Genomic DNA, 18358 nt, shown 5'->3' with positions numbered 1-18358 from the left:
AGGCTGATGCCTCACCGACGCGCCACAGCAAAATAGCTTTCCCCAGTCCCCGACACCGCAGCATTTGATCGATAAAGGTCGCCAGCTTGTGCAGCTGGAGCAGCGCGGAAATCATAGCGGGGTAAGTTACCAACGATACGCCAGTACCCGAAACCCTGATCAAGAAGCACGAGGGCTTTGCGTCCATCCGCGAATTCTAATTCGAGCTTCCGCCCGTGAATGGCGGTATCGGTCACTTCCAACGCAACGTCGAGACTGAGCTTCTCGCCTAGGAATTGCGCCACGTCCGCGCGGTCGTCCTCGTGCTCCCAGTCGTCAAAGATTCGATAGTGTGGACGGTCCTTTTTCAATGGCTGCACCACGATGTCGACTTCAACTGTGTCGCCAGCCTTCAGCTCGGCGGCAAGAAACTCACAGGTCCGCAGGAACAAAAGCATGGGCAGCGGGGCATTGAGATAGCGATCGGAATAGGAAATTCTGACCAGCTGGCCCGCATGCCAGACGCCTGCGGCCTCGATATGCTGCTTCAACTTTGCGCCGAAACGTTTGCCGAACTGCCCCACCGGGCATTGGCCAAATCCAAGCATAACCTCCACTTTGTCCCCGGGAGCGACTTGGCGCTCGAGATCGTCAGCAGCTATCAGAGTGAAGGGCGTCGGCGGATTGACGCCACCGGCAACGACAGCATGTGTTTCACCAACGCCCCACCTCTCGCCGGGCTGCGCTGCATTTTCGTCGCGTGAAAAGAAGCCTTTGGCGCTGTTTTGGGAGACAAGTTCGGCGATACGATGGCTGCCGAAGTGACCTCTTTCGGCTTCGCCCAGCGCAAGCTGAAAGTCATTGCGGATGGCTGCGTCGCGCAGGGACCGGCGTTCCACCTCTGCCAGATTGTTCAATGAATTCGGGGTTAAAACGAGCGTGACCGGAACGCCGCGTGCTGAGGCGGACGAGAAGAACGAGCGCATCTTGATTGAGGACAGCTGAGCAAGATCGAAAGCATCAGGTGCAAAAACCGTGACGCGATCTCCGCTGCGGGCGCGCAATAGAATGGCGTTGGCCGCGTCGTTGACTGCCTTGGCGTCTGGAACCGCGCGGTCTTCCGCGGGCAGTTCGGCGTTTTTCGCGAGAAAAGCCTGCACGGCGATCAACGCTGCCCGCCGGTCTAGTTGACCCTGCTGCTTGTAGAGATCGGCCGCAAGAACACAGGCCGAACACCCCATTTCACATTCCTTGGGGCAATCGAGAACACGAGATACTCGTTCAAAAACATAATAGATATCGTCGAGTAGTCTTGGCGCATATCCAGCACCACCCGACGCCTCGTCGAAGAGATAGATCGAGGGCACACGCCGTCCCAACTGGCCTTCCCGTGGAGCGACTGAGATACCAAGTTCGCGCGGCTCAATGCCGAGCCAGCGCGCGAGACTTTCACGCAGCGCCGCCCCTGCTGCCCAAGCCGCGCCATCGCTTTCAAGCCCTGGCAACTGGATCTCGACCACGTCAGTCAGTACCTGATGCCCCAGGGCCAAGGGCCGCGCAATCGCGTAGCCTTGATCGTTACCCGGACAGCGATCGATGACCTTGCGGTCGCGCGGCGTCAGCGGCCAGTGATCCTTGAGCGCATCGGCGCCTGCTTCCCCGGCCCGTCCGCACTCCAAGCAAATCTCGTAGCCCTTGTCGTTGGGTCCGCGCGAATGGTGGTAGATGTAGCCATCGTGCGATGCGCGAATGCGACCCGTTTCCGGCTGCAACAAAGGCTGCCAGAAGACGTCCCCGACGCTGACTTTTGGTGACTTCGGTTCGATGTAGACAGCCTGATCGGTGTCCGCATGGGGTTGCGCGTTCCAGTCGACCCTGAAACCTGCCGGTTCGAGGAATTGTTCAGTCTTGACGTTCGGCTCGCCACAATGGCCGCAGCGTTCGGGCATTTGGTGGTCGGAGCCGGCTCCGCCACATTGATCGCACCACCAGGCCCAACGCAAGTTCTGCGGCTCGCGCTGACCGCTATCGATCGGGCTCAACCAATTCAGGGTTACGCCTGCCGACTTCCAGACAAGCCCATCGACCACAACCTCAGCGCCCGGTGCATATTCTCGTATGGCGATGTCGGCGTTACGGGTGGGGCATTCGTAGCGACGATCCCGGGTACCCTCCTCGTCGGAGCGATAGCGCTCCTGCGCCTTCTGGGTTTCTGCGCACAACGTATCGAACGGAACAACGGCTGTCGGGAAGCCGCTTCCTGGGATCAACGAGCGATTGGCCAACTCCTTCAGCAAGTATTCCTTACACAGGCGCCGTGCCTGGAATTCGATCGCCTTCTTTGCGGGACCATCGAGGGCATCGATATCATCCTTCAATCGTTGCCAGGTCTGCCGGAAGCTCGCGGCTTCTTCCTCGAATTTGGCCGCTGCGTGCTCCCGGACCTCGCTGTCAAATGCGAGACCCGTACCTTTCAGTAGACGTTGAAGACCAGCTTCCGCCTTCTGTGCAGTGCTCGGCAGGCGAACCCATTCACAAAAGGCGTCCACAGGAGCCAGGCCCTGGAACGGTTGGAGATCGGCTCTGCATCCAAAGAAGTCGCCGGTCTTGGTACGGGCGAACTCACCATCCACCTCTCGAAACCACTCCGCGAGCAAATAGGCATTCGCGTGGCGCTGAGCGATGCGGTCCGAATCCAGAGACACCCGCGGCGAAGCAAGCTTGCGAGCGAGGTAGCTGGCGGGATCGGCAAAAGTCTCCAGATCGAGAGGTGTGTTACGCGCAATTGTCAGGCTTGTCGAAAACCCTTGGCCTCGTCTGCCCGCACGACCGGCACGCTGATTGTAGTTGGCAATCGAAGGAGGCACATTGGTCATCATGACCGCCTCGATCGAGCCAATGTCGACGCCCATCTCCATCGTCGTCGAACAAGCGAGGAGGTTAATATCGCCCTGCTTGAACTGTTCTTCAAAATCGCGCAGCCGGTGTGGGGGTTGCTGCGCACTATGTTCCTCGGCGCGCAGATAAGGGGTCGCGAGCGCGGCCTGATCGTGCCAGTTCATCCAGATCCCGCGCTCCCGCAGCATCGATACCGCTTCGCTTGCATCAAGCCACGTTGTTATTCTTTTGCGGTCTTCCGCCGAGAATGGCCTCGTCGCAGGAAGGCGCGGGAACTCCACTTCGCTGACGGGCAGGCCTGCAAAAACCTTCCCTGCGCTGACCAGATTAGCCGACCTGCCAAAAACCAGTCGCGGCAAAACACGGCGGGTAAGCGGGCACTGCCAGGCCTTGGTCACCGCCTCGACTTCAGCAGTCTTCTCGAGACGCAGGCTGTACGTTCCGCCAACTCCCGACAATAGCGGCTCGAGCTGACCCCATGCCACTCGCATGAGCTGGTTGATTTCGTGACAATCCCGTTGCGAGGAGAGATCCAGATTTAGGACAGCGGCGAGCAGGAGAATGGAATCGGGCTGCCGCCCCTTCAAATTGACCGTTGGCCAAGAGACGTCGCGCTTTGCACCCGGTGGTTGATCGGGGCCGATCACATTGCGGGGGCGAGCGCGTCCCGGCATCCACCGAGCATCGCCGTCGTCGACCTCAAGGGCGAACTGACCGCGCAGGTAGTCAACCATGTAATAGAGAAAATCGCGCCAATCCTGAATCGTGTAGCCCCTCTGGGCCACGACCTCGGGCAGCTTTTCCTGACCTATTTTCTCGATGCTTGGGAAGCGGAGCCGCGCAAGTCCAAGCGTCTCCATCGCGTTGGCATTTCGCGGTCGGCGAGCGAGCTCGCGCAAAAGCATGAAGCGAGCGAGTGCCTCCCGGTTGTCATGAAAGCGCTCGCTGCGATCCAAATCCCAGACTTTGGCCATCATGCCAATGGCGGGCTCTGCAGCGAGTGCCGCAACCAGATCCTTCCACGGTATTCCTGCAGAACCTCCGTCACTAAGCTCGGCGTCGATCTTCGCGATGTCGTCTATGAACGACGGATCCTCTTGAACAAATTTGGCGTATCGCGCCCGCCTTTGAAGCAGTTCCTGCCGGTCTTTATCGGAGAGAGCGCCGCCTTGAGCTGCCTTTTGGACGGCATGGTAGATGAAGCCGCGAACAAATCCGCGCTCGCCATTGGTTTCAATGTTGGCTGCGAACCGGGCGGTCCCTTGTCGGCTGTCGGAGAAGCTAATCAACTGACGACCATCGAATGGCAGGGCATGCTCTGCATCTTGCGGAGAGACCCCTTCGAGCAGAATTGGGGCTGCATTCTGGGTCAGGAACGGGGTGCCAAAGCGGAAGGGCAGCATTGCAGGCCGTCCGTGGCGTTTGCTGCTGAGGCAGGCAGGACAGCGCCCTTCGTTTAGCTGCGTAATCGAAAACCGGTTTTCGCTATCGTTCAATTCTCCGGTGATCACCTCAAATCCTACAGGGGTCCCCTGTGCCGGCGCGTTGACTGTGATCAGGCGAGCATGCGCGATCCCATCTGCTTGCTGCGCTTCCTCGTCGTCGTCCTCATGATCACGATCGCGGTAACTGTTTTCGCGAAATTCGTCGGTGTCCTGGTTGCTCTGCCGCGGCAAGATCCGGTCCCCGAGGTCGTCGGCAGGGAGGAAGGGCTCGCCACAGTCGGGACAGCTGTGGATCTCGAAAACAAGTGATTGGCAGTGGGGGCAATTGTCCTTCTGATCGAAAAGGATGGGGCCGAATGGCCAGTCTTTTGGACGTGTCCCCCCCGTGCAGTCGTGGTTGATGCAAGTCCAAAGGCCAGGAATGGCGCGCGTGAAGCTGTGCGCGCGCATTGGCAAAATCGGCCTCATTTCTTGGGCATTGTGCGCAGACAGGTCGAGAAGGATCTTTTCGGCGGACGCTGTCATGGACGACAGCATCTTGATCGTCTGCGGCTTTTGTTCGAGCATCTCAGCCACTGCGCTGGCTGCCGGATCGTCCGATGCAGTCAGTACCTTCGAAAGATCGACCGGTTGCTGCTTACCGATCACCACATGCGTGCGATCAAGGGGAACGCCGGCGATATCGGACAAGAACCGCTGCAATGAAGCGACCGCCTCCGCTTCATCGGCCGACCCAATCGTAGCTGACGTCGCCACGAAGCGCACTTGATCGGGCGTCACGTCAAACGCATTCATGACGCGGCGCAGCAACAGTGAGAGCTCCGCAGCCGCCGAACCGATGTAGCTATGCGCCTCGTCAATCACGATCCAGCGCAGCTTTCCGCGTGAGGCATCGAGTATGGGACGATCCTCGCGCCGGATCGTCATGTATTCAAGCATCGTCTGGTTCGTGACCAGGATTGGTGGCGGGTTCGCGCGAAGAGTTTCGCGGTAGAGAACCTGATGTGGGATTTCGTGTTCGGCCTTGTCGCGGCTTGATTTCCGCGCCGTCCCCATCATGCCATTGTAGAGAGCGAAGCGTACATCGCCCTTGAGCGGCTTCGTCCAGGCCGTGAGGCGCTTTTCCTGGCTCGCGATCAGCGCGTTAAGCGGATACAGCATGAGCGCCCTCACGCCTGTCAGCTGGCCCTCCGCTTCAGATGCACGCACCAGATCATCGAGCAGCGGAACGAGGAAGCACTCAGTCTTACCGGAACCTGTCCCACTGGACACCAAAACAGATTGAGGGTCTGGACTGCCGAGCAGCTCCCAAGTTCTCAGCTGGTGGGCGTATGCAGGATAATCGAATCGCAAGGCGCTGTCAGGCGTTTGCGCGATTGCCTCAATTGTTCGGGGGTGGAGCAGCTGGGTTAGTTCGGCAGGGCGTTTGCCTGATGAAACATAGCCGGGTGCCGCCTGAAAGAGCTGTTCCGATAGCAGGGCTCCGTTGGAGAGATCAGTGCCTGCGAGATGGTGCCGAAGGAAGGCATTGAGGCCCTCATGCCTAATGCCAGCCCGAGACACGACCGCCTCTGCGAGACCAGCCTGCAAGCGCCGATGGACATCCATCGGCGATAGACGAGCAGGCTGGGAGACATGATCAGCGGTCATTCTTGAGCTCCGTGAGGGCGTAGCCATAGGCTTTTGAAAAATATGCGAGATGACGTCGCTCGACGTCTTTCACCGTAAGAATTTGAATCTTGTCGAGCGTGATGCGACCCATCGCCGCGAAGGCTGCGGCAAATGGCGCGTCAAGGACCCGCATCAGGGATTCGAGGAAGTTTTCTTGCGGGAGCAGGTCGCGAAAGGCGGGACGGAAAGGGTTGAAGCCAGCCGCGTCTGTGCTGATGCCCTCGCTGGTGTGCCCGGTGAAGTGACTGCGCACCTCCTCCCAAGTCACCGGGGAAAAATCGCGACAAATCAGCGGTGCTAACTGCGGCGCACGCGCAGCGATTTCATTCTGCCGTTCTGTTAGCCTCGTTATCGCCCATTGGGGATCATCCAGGCGGCTAACAAGATAGTGCCCCTGAGCCTGGAAAGCAGAATCCCATGCTCCATAAGGCAAGAGAACCCAGCTTGAGCAAAGACCATCGAACAATTCGAGAATGGTCGACAGGTGTTGTTCTTCGCAGCGGTAGAGTAGCAGCGGGGCCAATGCCCCCGCTTGCTCAAATTGGCCGAATATTTCGAAAGTCTGGGGCGGGAGTCCGTCGAGTGACAGGGCGAGCTTTAAGACGGCTTGTATCGTCTGGTTAGCATCTGTCGTAGTCGGATTTTGAACAATTTCACTGACGAGTGCTTGTAAATCCTCCCGAGCCAGTTCGAGCGGTTGGGCCATTGCTCTTCCGAGCCGGTGTTGCGGAACTTCGTGATCGGGGTCACCTGCGACAAACTTGGGTCGCGTAAGAACGCGAGCACCCTCACGGAGGTAGACCAGCCAATCACCTTTGAGACGCGGCAAGTGAATCATTTGCCCACCAAGTCCGCTCTGCAGGCCGTCGTAACTGCCAAATTCTACTTCTATCTCCGGAGTCCCGAGGGACCGTCCGCAGACTTTAACATCCTCCCCGACTATCGCTGTTTTTGGACGCAACCCTCCGTTTGGCTCCCGTTCGAGGGCATTCCCAAACTCGGTGACATACCAGTGGTCGTTGCTCCCGTTATGAAAATCGAGCCGGACCTGGGCATCGATGCCAAGGGGGCGCATCAGTGCTGCAATATCTGTTCGCAGGGCCGAGAGACCAAGTTGACTGTCGATCCGCCAGCTTGCCTCTAATGCAGCACCAGTATGTTGGCGCACTTCTCCCAAAAGAGTCGACGTTGACGGCACGCGTGCCACTGCGTCACGAAGATCGGCAAGGCCCAAAACTGCGTCGCGCGGAAGTAGATCTCCGTCCCATGTTGTGAGCCATTCCTTTGATCGAATCGGAACTATCAGATCGAAGGCAGGAGCAAACGCGGAAGCCAAGCGCAAAGTCAGCAACGCCCGGCGTGGCGGATCAATCCGGATCCTCCAGCTGTGCCTTGAGCAGGGTGTTTCTGCGCCAAGGGCAGATTCACCGTCCCAACCGTTCAGTTCTATTTCGGCAAAAGTCCCGTTGTTCCGCTGGGTGAGCGCAAAGGCAGCGGGCAGCACGAAGGCGGTCAGCCGATCGCGCACATGGCCTGTTGATCCATCGAGCCACGCAAATTCACACAAGCCTGGTCCCGCAGCGTCCAGATTTTCACACCATTCACGGTCGCCGGCAATCCGCCAACGAACCTCGCCGCGAGAGGCAACGCGGCGTGAAACGCCGTCCGACACTTGCGCATGGAGCGGGTGCCTGTAGAGCTGCTCGCCATCTGGCGTCTGAAGCCCAGAAACCGTCTCGGCGATCACTGAGAGCCGATCCTTGCGATCTGCGCTTTGCCCGGTGCGGATCAGGAAGCGGTCCCCGTTGTTCTTCCGAGCGATGATTGTGCCCGCACACCTATAAAGACAGCGTCCTGGCGCAAAAGCAAAGTCTTCGACCTCGATCTCGGCGTTGCCGTCCTTTCCTCGCAACGACCAGTCCTGAGGAGCATCGATAAAAACAGGCTCCGCCCGGAAGGCGCCGGAGCCCTGACCAATCAGAGCAAAGGCTGGGCGTTGGTCATCTGTGCCGCGTCGTTCGAACACACGCAGCCCCGCGCCCACGGGCTTGCCGCCAGGGAGTACAAAACTGCGTGTCAGCCGATCGCCGCGCGCATGAAATTCAGCCGTTACGGGAAGTTCGAATGGAAACGCGATTGCGGCTTCGCTTCGCATCGGTCTGGCGATCCAGCGGTTCGCATCCTCGTGCTCAAGGTAAGCAAGTCTGCCGGAAATTCTGTCAGCCAAACCATCAGATGGCTGCAGAAATATGCGACTGTGATGCTCTGGTGAAAGCAACTGATTTTTATCGTCCCATCGCCCGTCGAGATGGAATTCGAGGCACTCTCGCCAATCTTCACCATCTGCAGACATGACCCGCGCAATGCGGATGCTGCCGCTGCCTGAGAGCTTTTTCGCTTCCAGCAGCGTATCGATCAAAGCCGCCGCCGCCCCGTCCAAAGTCATTGGCAGCTCATCGCGCCAGTCTTCGTAGGCTTCGTCCAGACGCGCTGAGTAGGGGCGGTCGTCTGCGGGGCCTTCCTTGTCAGCGAAAGCCCGCAACTCCACGATCTTGAGTGCCAGCTCACCGCAGATTGCGTACATCTCCGGACTACGCCAAATCGGCGGGAGCAGGTATTCGTTCCTCTCGCAAGTGACGACAGCAGAACCGATGTCTTGCGCGTCTGAGCCCAGAAGCTCGCCAATCACCCGTTCGAGAAACTTTCTGGGCCAGCTTGCTCCGTTTGCCATCGCGGCGGCCGGAAATCCGCCATGACGCGCAAGGTTGGACAGCCGCTGATTCCCATGGTTGGTGATCAGAGGTTCAATTTTCCAGACGCGGAACCCCTTGTCTGTAAGGTCGCGCCAAACATCCTGAGGTAGCCGCAGTCCTAAGGCATTTTCGATATCCGCCCACCGCTGAAGCCCGCCCTGATATGAACGGCGAAACCAGTCTGCGGCCCAGAGAACAAATGCAGGGGCAAGGGCGGGATGTTGCAGTTCGGATTGCAGACCCGTCGACAACTTTCTCTCAATGCGCTCGAATGTTCCAGGCGCTAGCTTATAGCGGTAAAGTGGCAGGCCACTCGGCCTCGGCAGGCCCAGAGCTTCGCTCACTTTACCAAGCGGATGAGGACCGGCTTCGGCAGCTTTTGCGAGCTGGATTGCCCGGATCATGAGAATTTGCGGGCCACCCGCTTGGTGAATGTCGGCAGCGATCTTGCGTAGCTGAACGGGATTTTCGCGCGCGGCTTCGATCTCAGCCTTGTAATCGCGTTCCTGGATCAACGAATTGCCCCCGCACATTCAGCGCTAACTGATGTCATTCACTCACTGTTTGCCGACTGATGACGCTTAAAGCTTTAGATTCAATGATAGAAGCCAGGTTCACGAGTTTACAGCGTAGGAGCGCGGCTGGGCGTCATCGTAGAAGGCGTTGACCACGCACGACCACTTCGCGTTCATGATGCCATCAATTCCTCGTCCCAAATCCCAGATCACGCAGCCTCCGCTGGAAAGATGTGCTTTGACATAGCGGTCGTGCAGATCGCCTGCCGAACGGCGTGATTTTTGCACGAGGCGCAACGGCACGGAAGCGAGCATGCGTTCCCAGCGTTGCTCAAGGTCTTTTCTTTGGTCGTTCGTACCTTCGGGTTCTCGGGTCTGAACCGAATCCGCATCAAAGGTCACGATATGGACAGATGTGATTTCTGAGGCGAGCTGACCAAAGCGACCTATGAAATTGATAAGCCGCCCGCGCGCTTGTCCATCGGCGCAGCAATACGGATCCTGGATTTCCAGCAGCGTGATATGCGCGTCGCGGGCATATTGCTCAAAGATGGTCCAGTCTCGCTGACCATACTGCTCGAAGACCACTCGCTGAACGTAGGAGGCTCGCGCTTCTGCGGCTTCGATAGGAGATCGCACCGAGAGGATCGGACGACCAACTGCGGGCCGGTCGATCTTCGCTGGCGAGAAGTCCTCAGCCTCTTCCCTGGGTTGCGCCTCTTGCCTTGCAGCCGAAGCTGGAGTTGCTGCCTCCTTGGGCCCGCTAGGCAGAGACTCGGCTGACGGCAAGTCGAGCCTCTCATGCTTGATCTGCGCCTCCGAGGAAGCGGGGCGCTCACTAGCGTAAATGATCCCCTCACCTGAGGATGGGGAACTCTTCATGGGACCAGTTGAAGACTGCTCCTGCTGCTCGGCCCGCTTCCCATCGAGCACATCGGCAAGCAAGTCCTCGACGTCTCGCTCGCTCTCGGGTGGCATCAACAGACCACGACTCAGTGAGCGCTTGCGCTCCATCAGAACATCAAGGCGCTGGTCGAAGCTCGACGGACCGATCGCCTCATCCGGATGAATGGCCATCGGGATGTGTATCGTGACCGGACGAGTCTGACCGATCCTGTAGGCGCGGTCAGTTGCCTGATCTTCCACCGCCGGATTCCACCAACGCGAGAGGTGGATTACGTTATTGGCGGCGGTGATCGTGAGGCCAACTCCGCCTGCTTTGGGGGACAGGATGAGAACATCAAAGGGAGACGGGGAGGCCTGAAATGCGTTCACCATCTCTTGCCGCTTGTGCCCGGCTACCTTTCCGCTGATGCACATCGGCCTGTGAGGCAAGTCAAAGTGCTCCTGGATGGCCATGGCCAAGAAGGCCTGCATTTCCAGATCTTCGCAGAACAATAGGACTTTCTCGCCGCGCTCTTTGAGGTCAGCCAGAATCTCGAACGTTTTTGTCAGGCGAGCCGACTGGGCGACATAGGCACCAATGTCGGTGACGCCTCGCGGCGCCGAAGGATGAAGCGACGTGCCGCGCAACATGTGCAGTACTTTGAGCATCGCGCCTTGTTCTCCGCTTTCACGAAGCGCGCGAGCTCTTGCCAGCACGAGGTCATAGGCCTGAGCTTGGACAGGCGGCATTTCGACCGAGTATTTGCGGGCTGTCTTTTTTGGCAGACCGGTGAGAATTTCGTCCTTCATGCGCCTCAGCATGAAAGGGGGGAGGTCGTCGTCACGCTCGACTAAGCGCCGCTGTAGGTCTTCAAGACGTTCCAGATCGTTGGCGGGGTAGCAGCTTTCGAACTCCCGGCTTGATCCGAGGAAGCCCGGATACACGGTGTCTGCGATTGACCAGAGATCCTGAAGGCGGTTCTCAACCGGTGTACCAGTCATTGCAATTTGCAGGCGGCCGTTAAGCGCTTTGGCTGCCCGAGTCATTTGACTGGCCGGATTTTTAAGCTTTTGGATTTCGTCGTATACGATCGCGTCAAACGGGATGCGTGCGAAGCTCATGTGATAGTCGCGCATCGTCTCGTAGGTCGTAAGAACGATCCCTGCGCCTTCCCACGCACTGGAATCTAGCCGAGAGGTGCCGCCGCGGATATCGCTTCCAGCCTCCAGTCGATAATTGCGTAGATTTGTGCCGAACGCTTCGATCACGGGCCCGATGAGGCCGGCCTCCACGTGCTGTGCCAGTTCAGCCTGCCAGTTCCTCAGCAACCCTGTCGGGGCGACGATTAGGACGGGTTTGGGATGCGCCGATTTGGACCGCAACCATAGCAGGAACATGAGTGCCTGGAATGTCTTCCCCAATCCCATATCATCGGCGAGCAGGACGCCCGGCAACCTACGTTCCCACGCTTCCGTCAGCCAGGCAAACGCATCACACTGATGAGGCTTTGGCTCGGACTTCAGTCCTTTTGGAAGCGCCGGAACCTCGAATGATTCGTGAACAAACTGTGCCCGAGGCAAACGGGCATAATCGAGCTGCTCAAAATTCTCTCCGACCTGCAGGAAGAAGGTCTCGACCGGTTCACGTTCACTCTCAGATTGCGAACGGCCGCCTGCTTCTGCGGCAATTTCCCGTTCAAGATCGGCAATCCCGCGCGTTGCCTGGAGGGTCGCTGTGGTAGCGGGAATCCTCTCGTCGCGCCATGCGACGGTCTCGTTCCCTGTTTCGATGGCTGTTTCGATTTCGCCAACGAGCACTTCGGCCTCGCCGGGAGCCAGCGGGATGTGGCGCGCATCCGGTGGATCACCGATCCGCAGGCCAAAGCTTTCAGGCAGCCAGCTGTTGGGTTTCGGTTTTATCCAGGGCAGGACCGGCTTTTGCCAGACCTCGATCCCGCTGACCCGCTCCGAGAACTGCTGCGTTTCTATGAACAGGCGGTCGGCCGCTTCGTCATCGCCGGTAGCATCGAGCTTCAGTTCTTCGCGCAAAACCCGCTGAGGTGAGCGCAGGAACTCCCGCTTTTCCTGTGAGCTTCCGGCCTGTTTTTTACGGACTACGTCGAGCGCCTTGCCCAGCAATGGGTCAAGGAAAAGCAGCGTTCCGTCTGAAAGGAGATAACTGCGGCGTCCTCCTTCCTGGCTCCGAAATCTGAGTTGGAAGTGCGCGTTGTCCTGCGGGGTCAGCAATGACGCTTCACGCTCATCAACGAGGTCGCCCTCGGAGGTCTCCCCCACGTGTCGCGAGAAGAGCACGGGATCGAAGTCGAAGCGACCGTGATCGGTCTTCGCGTTCAACGAGAAGTTGGCAGCATAAGCTATGCGAATGCGTTCGAGGAAACCATCGGCTTCTATCCCTGCGCCCATTTTATCGCCAAGCAGTGCGCGGAGCTCTGCAAAGGCCGCTCTTCGCTCGTCGAACTCAGTTGCCGACTTTACGCCTTGTGCAGCTTGGAACACGGAAAACATTGGTTCAGGCATGCGGCTAACCCGCCCGCCTTCTCGGACACGAGCGCCAACGACATCAGCACGAACAGGCGCGCCGCCGCGACGAACCCACTTCGGATTGACCGTAATGGTACCCTCCGCGAGCGATCCGGTCGAATTCAGCTGAAGGGTCAGCGGCGTGGTGGGCGGGAAGCCGAGCGCAAAGGCATCGGACTCGTCCAATTGCGCGGCAATATGAGGGGGAAGGATTATCTCCCCTTCCTCTTCGAGAATTTGTCCCTCTTGATCGAATGAGCGGGCGAGCGCCAACGCCGCCTGACCAGCCTCTGGAGCAAATCTCGGCCAATCGGTGACCGGTACAGTTTCGCTCGACGCCCGCTTGAACAGCCCACCCGGCAGATCGCGTAAGAGCGTAATGGCCTCGCGGCCATCGCTCTTCTGGGTCGCGATGAACTTTGTATCTACCACCGGCTATTCCAACTGCGAACTGTCCCTCGACCCAACTCTGGATGTTGAATCGAAGTTCTTCGGAATATTAGAGCGGCAAACTTTCCCTGCCAACTTGAGCTGTGCATGGCGTGTTCAAAGTCACTACGACCGGTCATTACCCTAAGGCTGCCACCTTCGTAATATTTTAGATACAGGCCAGGTGCCTTGCCATCATCACTCGCCCAAAATCTACATAACCCATTGTCGCTCCATTCAGAAATCCTGAGATCACCGATCTGCATGATGATCGAGGAAGAGGACGGAGGCCCTCCTCGGATGATGCCGTATTCCGGGCGTTCGCCACTTTGCCGAATGATATCTTCGATCTGGTTGCGCGCGCGGATGCCAAGGGCTGGCCACGCGTCACTAACCAAGCCTGCGTCGAGATAGGCCATCCAGAACTTTTCACGTTGCGCCCATTGATCGGGCCGATCAGTTGTCTTGGCGATAGCCCGAAAGAATTCGCGCATTGCGACTTCTGTGAGCCAGCGCTTGAAGACCTGTGTGATTGTTAGTGCGCGTTCTTCACCAATGCTTTCGGCCAGAGACCGAATAATCCTCTCCCAGCGTGGCCGCTGAAGGCGCGGGTCACCAACCTGGTCGAGCAGAAACCCGGAAATGGCCTTGCGATGCTCGGGCTCGGGCTTTTCATTGACCCAAGGTTCCAGCAGCGCGCGCACGACGAGCTCAATCTGTCCTGCGAGCGCCTCTTGGTCGAAGAGCCGCAAGAGGCTCCGCTGTGCCTGGACTGCCTTGCCAGGCGCCAACTCTGCAGTCGCAATGCAAAATCGGGCGAAGGTTGCTTGTCCAAAGCCGCTCGCCGCCAAATTTCCTCCCAATCCGACTTCCCGCATCAGCTGGAAGATCTCATCGTGATCGCGGGTGACCAAAGCTTGGGCCACCTTTGCCGGACCATGCGAGGGAGCAAATAGGTTCCAGTTCCGAGACCTCTCTCGCCATGCCCACTCGTGCCGCTGGGCAGCGCTCGAGGCTGCCCCTGCGAGCTTCTCCATGATTGGCCGGCCGAAAGGAAAATAGGTGAGATAACCATCGATCATGGCTTGATCGGAACTGCGCCGTTGGTCCGCGAGGGCCCGGTCGAGAGCAGCTGACCCAAGCGTATCGAACTCCGGATCGCACCATGCCCCGCGCAGAACCCGGTTGAGCTTAAAGCGCGGAAGCGCCTCTGCGCTCTTCTCGGCCGCGCTGCGCAGAAAGGGTTTCAACTCTACAACGGGCTCAGCCTCACCGATGCTCTCGTCAAGCTTGGCAAGCTGCCGTTGTAAGTCAGGTTTCGTCGTCGGGGGCTTTGCAAGCCCGGCAGAGGCGAGTGCGTCCATCCGATCGATTGCTGCGCGCAGAAAGCTCATGGCTTCTGCCTTAAAATGTCTTTGTCCAACCCGGCACTGGGTGTGGTCATTAAAAACCGCAAATCGATCCGCCGATTACGCTTTTTTGCGGCCTCGCTATCACCTTGTGCGATAGGTCGATCCGGTCCGTAGCCGCTCAAACCCAGGATTGGTGCAGAACCTGGCTCTCCAGCTGGCCTGTTTAGGAACTCTCGTAGGGCCGGCTGATTGAGCTGAAGCATGGTGAATGTCGTCTCGGCCCTTCGGACCGAAAGGCCATAGTTGTTCATCCCTCCGTACATTGCATCGGAATCAGTATGTCCCTCAACAAAGACGGCGTCGATGAGGTGCTTGGAGCGCTCATCTTTGCAAAGGTCCGACGTGGTGTAGCAGGGGAGAACCTCTACCATGGCGCTGGCGACTTTGCTGATTGCGGCCTGCCCTAAGTCGTTCAGCTCCCAGCGGCCTTTGTCGAAGAGCACGTCGTCTGGCAGACGCAGCACGCCCGTCTTCGTATCGATTTCCACCTGCAGACCCTTGTCCTTCAACGACTGCTGAAGGTCATTGAGGATTTCTGCTCGGGTTCGATTTGCGCCCGTCAGCTCCTCAGTCTTCGACTGCAAATTCAGTGCGAAGTAAGCCAGTAGGATGATAAAGATGAGCAGGAGGCCTACCATCATGTCTGTCATCGACATGAAGTAGCTTTCCCCCTCTTCAGGAGGTCTTCTGCGAACGGTGCCTTCCATTATTCAGCTGCTTCCCTGCTCTGGTTCGCAAGAATTCCGGCTAGCTCCTCAACAGTGTCCCGCAGGTTTGTAAGCGGCTCAAGCGCACCGGCCAGCTGCGCAACTCCCTCGCCAAGGGCACGATCGACTTGGCCAACGCGTTCATTAAGGTTCGTCGCGTGACTTCCTGCCGCATCGGTGATCTTCTCAAGCGCGGCTCCGAGTGATCGATCGACTTCCTCGAATCTGGCCCGATACTCAGACCAGGCAGAGGAGGCAGCGGCCGCCGTCTGGCTCAACGATACGGCGAGCTGCCGCATCTCTTCACGGGCACTTTCGGACGACTGCGCATTCTTCGTGACAACAGCTTCAACCGATTTCACGGCTTCGGCAATTGATACCGCAGACTGGCGGACTGGACCGGCCGCCGCTTCCACATCATTGGCAACAGTTCCGAATGCTGTGGCCAGATCGTTCGAGCGAGCGGCGACCTGCTCGATGGCCCTTGCGTGGTCGCCGATCGCAGTCTGAGCGGAAGATAGCCGATCAGCTGAAACAGAAATTGCACTGCCGGCGTCCTTCATGCTCGTGACTAGCGGCGCGCCTGCTCCGTTAAAGCGTTCCACGAACTCCGCGAAGGATCTTTCCATTGCCTCCTGGCCAATGCGAGCCGCGTCATTTGCGGCGTTGCTCGATGCTTCGCCAAGTTGAGTGGCCGCCGCAGCCAGGCCTGCCTTCATGTCGTCAAGGGTGGAGCCAAGGCTGCTGAGGAGCTCATCCATGCGTTGGCGTGCCAGTGCGCTTGCCTGCTCGTTTTCCTCTCGCATGCGGTCGGCAACCACGCCAAAATTCCGGTTAAGCTCGCCGAACGCAGTGCGCATCTCTTCGGAGGCTTGGGAAAACCGGCGTACCGCCTCTTCAATTTGCCGGTCAGCCTCACCCGTCTGCTTCTCCAGTCGGTCTGACATCGAAGCCATGGACGCGGTCATCGCCCCGATGGCGTTCGCAAGGCCCGCCATTTCGGCGCCCGCGCTCGATGCGATTGCATCCCGGACGGCCTCACCGCCGCCACCGCTGATCTTGTCGATGCCCTGCTGGATAGAACCCAGATGGGTGATCATTGGCGCCATCTGTTTCTCCAGCGCACCATCGAGTGCAGCCGCCAATTGCTCTGAGAAGGTCCTGAGAGCCGGAGTCTGCTCTTTCAGCTGCTCAAGCTGATCGCTCGCGATGCGCTGCGGTGGCAGATAGGCCATGCCATGCTCAAGCTTGTCGCAAAGCATGGAAAGACCGTCGTCAATGCGTTTGCCAAAACGATAATCGTAAGAGCGCAGGACGATCGAAGCCACGATACCGCCGACCGAGGCCCAAAACTTAGCGCCTGCGACCTTCATGAGTTCATTAAGACGTTCCTGCATGACGTCGACACCGCCGCTGAAGTCGAGGGTCGACAGGGCTGCAATAATGCCAAGGAAAGTGATCAGCAGTCCGATTGCAATAAAGATATTCGCAAACCAGTTTAATCCGCGATGGCGGTCTCCGAGGCTCACAAAGAAATGTTCAGGCCTCGCTGAATTCTGCAAAATATCGGCTGATGGATCGACGATGGTCTCCCGATACTCTTCCCAGGTCCTGCGAAGTGGCATCGCCTCGGCGTGACTTGCATCCATCATCTGTGCATCGATATCGTGGAAGCGCCTTGCAAAGCCTATGCGCGCTTCATCGACATCGGTCATGCTGCCGCCAGTCACTTCGTCGAGCAGTCGGACACGCGCGTCAATCGCTTCTGCCAGCGGTGCGTGATATTTGCTTTGATATCTATACGATATCGCGAAGGCGGTTCCTATCAACACGATCGCCAGAAACGCAGCCATCGCGTCACCGATAAGCGGAATCTCGGTGAAGAAATAAATCAGACCCTGACCGAGCCATTCTGTAATTTCCACGGAGCCCCCTTGAACACATCGAGTGATTTGGAGCTCCAAGTAAACGGTGCGCAGGTAAGGCGAGCTTACGAGGTACGCCCGAGGAAGGAGCTCGAGGTCTCTAGTGGTATCGAACCGTGCAGCTTACGCCAAGTCACGATGCGACGAGCAACCCTCAAATTCCCAGAATAACTCAATTTTCTCGAAAGGAGTTTCGTTGCTGGCAAGCAGCCTTGCGAAGCTCCACTAATCGGTCTTGATATCTGCAGCTTCGTTTGGATGTGGGATTCCCGCGCCGTCAAGAAAGCTTGTTAACCGATCTTGCGTTCTCTGCCGCGGACGACGCCCTGCTTTCAGGTCAGCAACAAGTCGTGGGTCGCCGACAGACATTCGGCCAAAGGTGCTGGGCGACACCCCACTCTCCTCAAGATAGGCCTCGATTTGCTCCAGTAGCTCCATCACCAACGACTCGCATTTTGCTTGTGTTCCTGATATGTTCTTACTAGGGAGCCTTCCTAGAGTCTAGGATCGAATTTCCTAGATGGATGAGGTAGGAGCGGTAGCATGGACGATGCACGTAGAGCCCTGGACGAATTGATCCAGAAACGAGGCTGCAACTATTCCGAGATCTCCAGACTAATCGGGCGCAACGCAGCCTACATCCAGCAATTTATCAGGCGCGGCAGCCCGAAGCAGCTGGATGAACAGGACCGCGCGGTCCTTGCCCGGTTTTTCGGCGTGGACGAGAAGGTGCTCGGCGCCCCGGCCCGCCGTGCGGGCCCCGTGGTCGAACTGGCGCTGGTGCCGATACTCGACGTGGAGGCTTCTGCCGGACACGGCGCGCTTGCCGAGATGGAATCCAAATCCGCGCAATTCGGGTTCGATGAAAAATGGCTGCGCCGCCTGACCTCGAGCAAGGCCTCGAACCTGTCGATTATCGGGGTCCTCGGGGACTCGATGGAACCGACCTTGCACGACGGCGATGAGGTCATGATTGATCTTGCAGATGGTCAGGCGCGGCTACGCGACGGCATCTATGTGCTGCGCATGGACGATATGCTGAGCGTCAAACGCATCGCGATCGAACCGCAGGGCAAGCGCGTATCAGTCCTCAGCGACAATCCCACCTTCCCAAGTTGGCCCGGACTTGAAAGGCGCGCGCTTAATATTGTCGGCCGCGTGCTTTGGTTTGGCCGCGCACTGCGCTAAGGCTGCGTTG

At 58.3% G+C, this 18358-nt stretch carries 7 protein-coding genes; 1 reads left to right on the top strand and 6 read right to left on the bottom strand.

Annotation, left to right across the window (positions count from 1 at the left end):
• Window positions 1–11: 11 nt before the first annotated feature.
• The 6 genes from ABIE62_RS05350 to zorA form a co-directional block, all read right to left on the bottom strand.
• A complete protein-coding gene (locus ABIE62_RS05350; RefSeq protein ID WP_354324211.1) occupies window positions 12–5972 on the bottom strand; it encodes a DEAD/DEAH box helicase family protein in 5961 nt (1986 codons plus the stop codon).
• Window positions 5962–9261, bottom strand: coding sequence for an STY4851/ECs_5259 family protein (locus tag ABIE62_RS05345; RefSeq protein WP_354324210.1), 3300 nt, complete (start codon window positions 9259–9261; stop codon window positions 5962–5964). Before ABIE62_RS05345 ends, ABIE62_RS05350 begins: the two co-directional genes overlap by 11 nt.
• Window positions 9262–9360: 99 nt before the next feature.
• Window positions 9361–13119: an SNF2-related protein gene (locus tag ABIE62_RS05340; RefSeq protein WP_354324209.1), complete on the bottom strand. Its 3759-nt coding sequence runs from the start codon at window positions 13117–13119 to the stop codon at window positions 9361–9363.
• Complete coding sequence (locus ABIE62_RS05335) at window positions 13113–14510, bottom strand: EH signature domain-containing protein (protein WP_354324207.1); 1398 nt, start codon at window positions 14508–14510, stop codon at window positions 13113–13115. Before ABIE62_RS05335 ends, ABIE62_RS05340 begins: the two co-directional genes overlap by 7 nt.
• Window positions 14507–15235, bottom strand: coding sequence for an OmpA/MotB family protein (locus tag ABIE62_RS05330; protein WP_354324206.1), 729 nt, complete (start codon window positions 15233–15235; stop codon window positions 14507–14509). The genes ABIE62_RS05335 and ABIE62_RS05330 overlap by 4 nt, the downstream gene beginning before the upstream one ends.
• Window positions 15235–17160 carry an anti-phage ZorAB system protein ZorA gene (zorA, locus tag ABIE62_RS05325; protein WP_354324204.1) on the bottom strand — a complete coding sequence of 642 codons (1926 nt, stop codon included), beginning with the start codon at window positions 17158–17160 and terminating at the stop codon, window positions 15235–15237. The genes ABIE62_RS05330 and zorA overlap by 1 nt, the downstream gene beginning before the upstream one ends.
• A gap of 543 nt (window positions 17161–17703) precedes the next feature.
• Between zorA and ABIE62_RS05320 the strand changes: the two genes are divergently transcribed.
• Window positions 17704–18348, top strand: a complete 645-nt coding sequence (locus ABIE62_RS05320) for a S24 family peptidase (protein ID WP_354324203.1) — start codon at window positions 17704–17706, stop codon at window positions 18346–18348.
• The last annotated feature ends 10 nt before the right edge of the window (window positions 18349–18358 follow it).

Source organism: Porphyrobacter sp. MBR-155, from assembly GCF_040547625.1.
Lineage (GTDB): Bacteria > Pseudomonadota > Alphaproteobacteria > Sphingomonadales > Sphingomonadaceae > Erythrobacter.
Note: the sequence above shows the minus strand (reverse complement) of the source record. Positions and strands in the feature narration are given on the sequence as shown.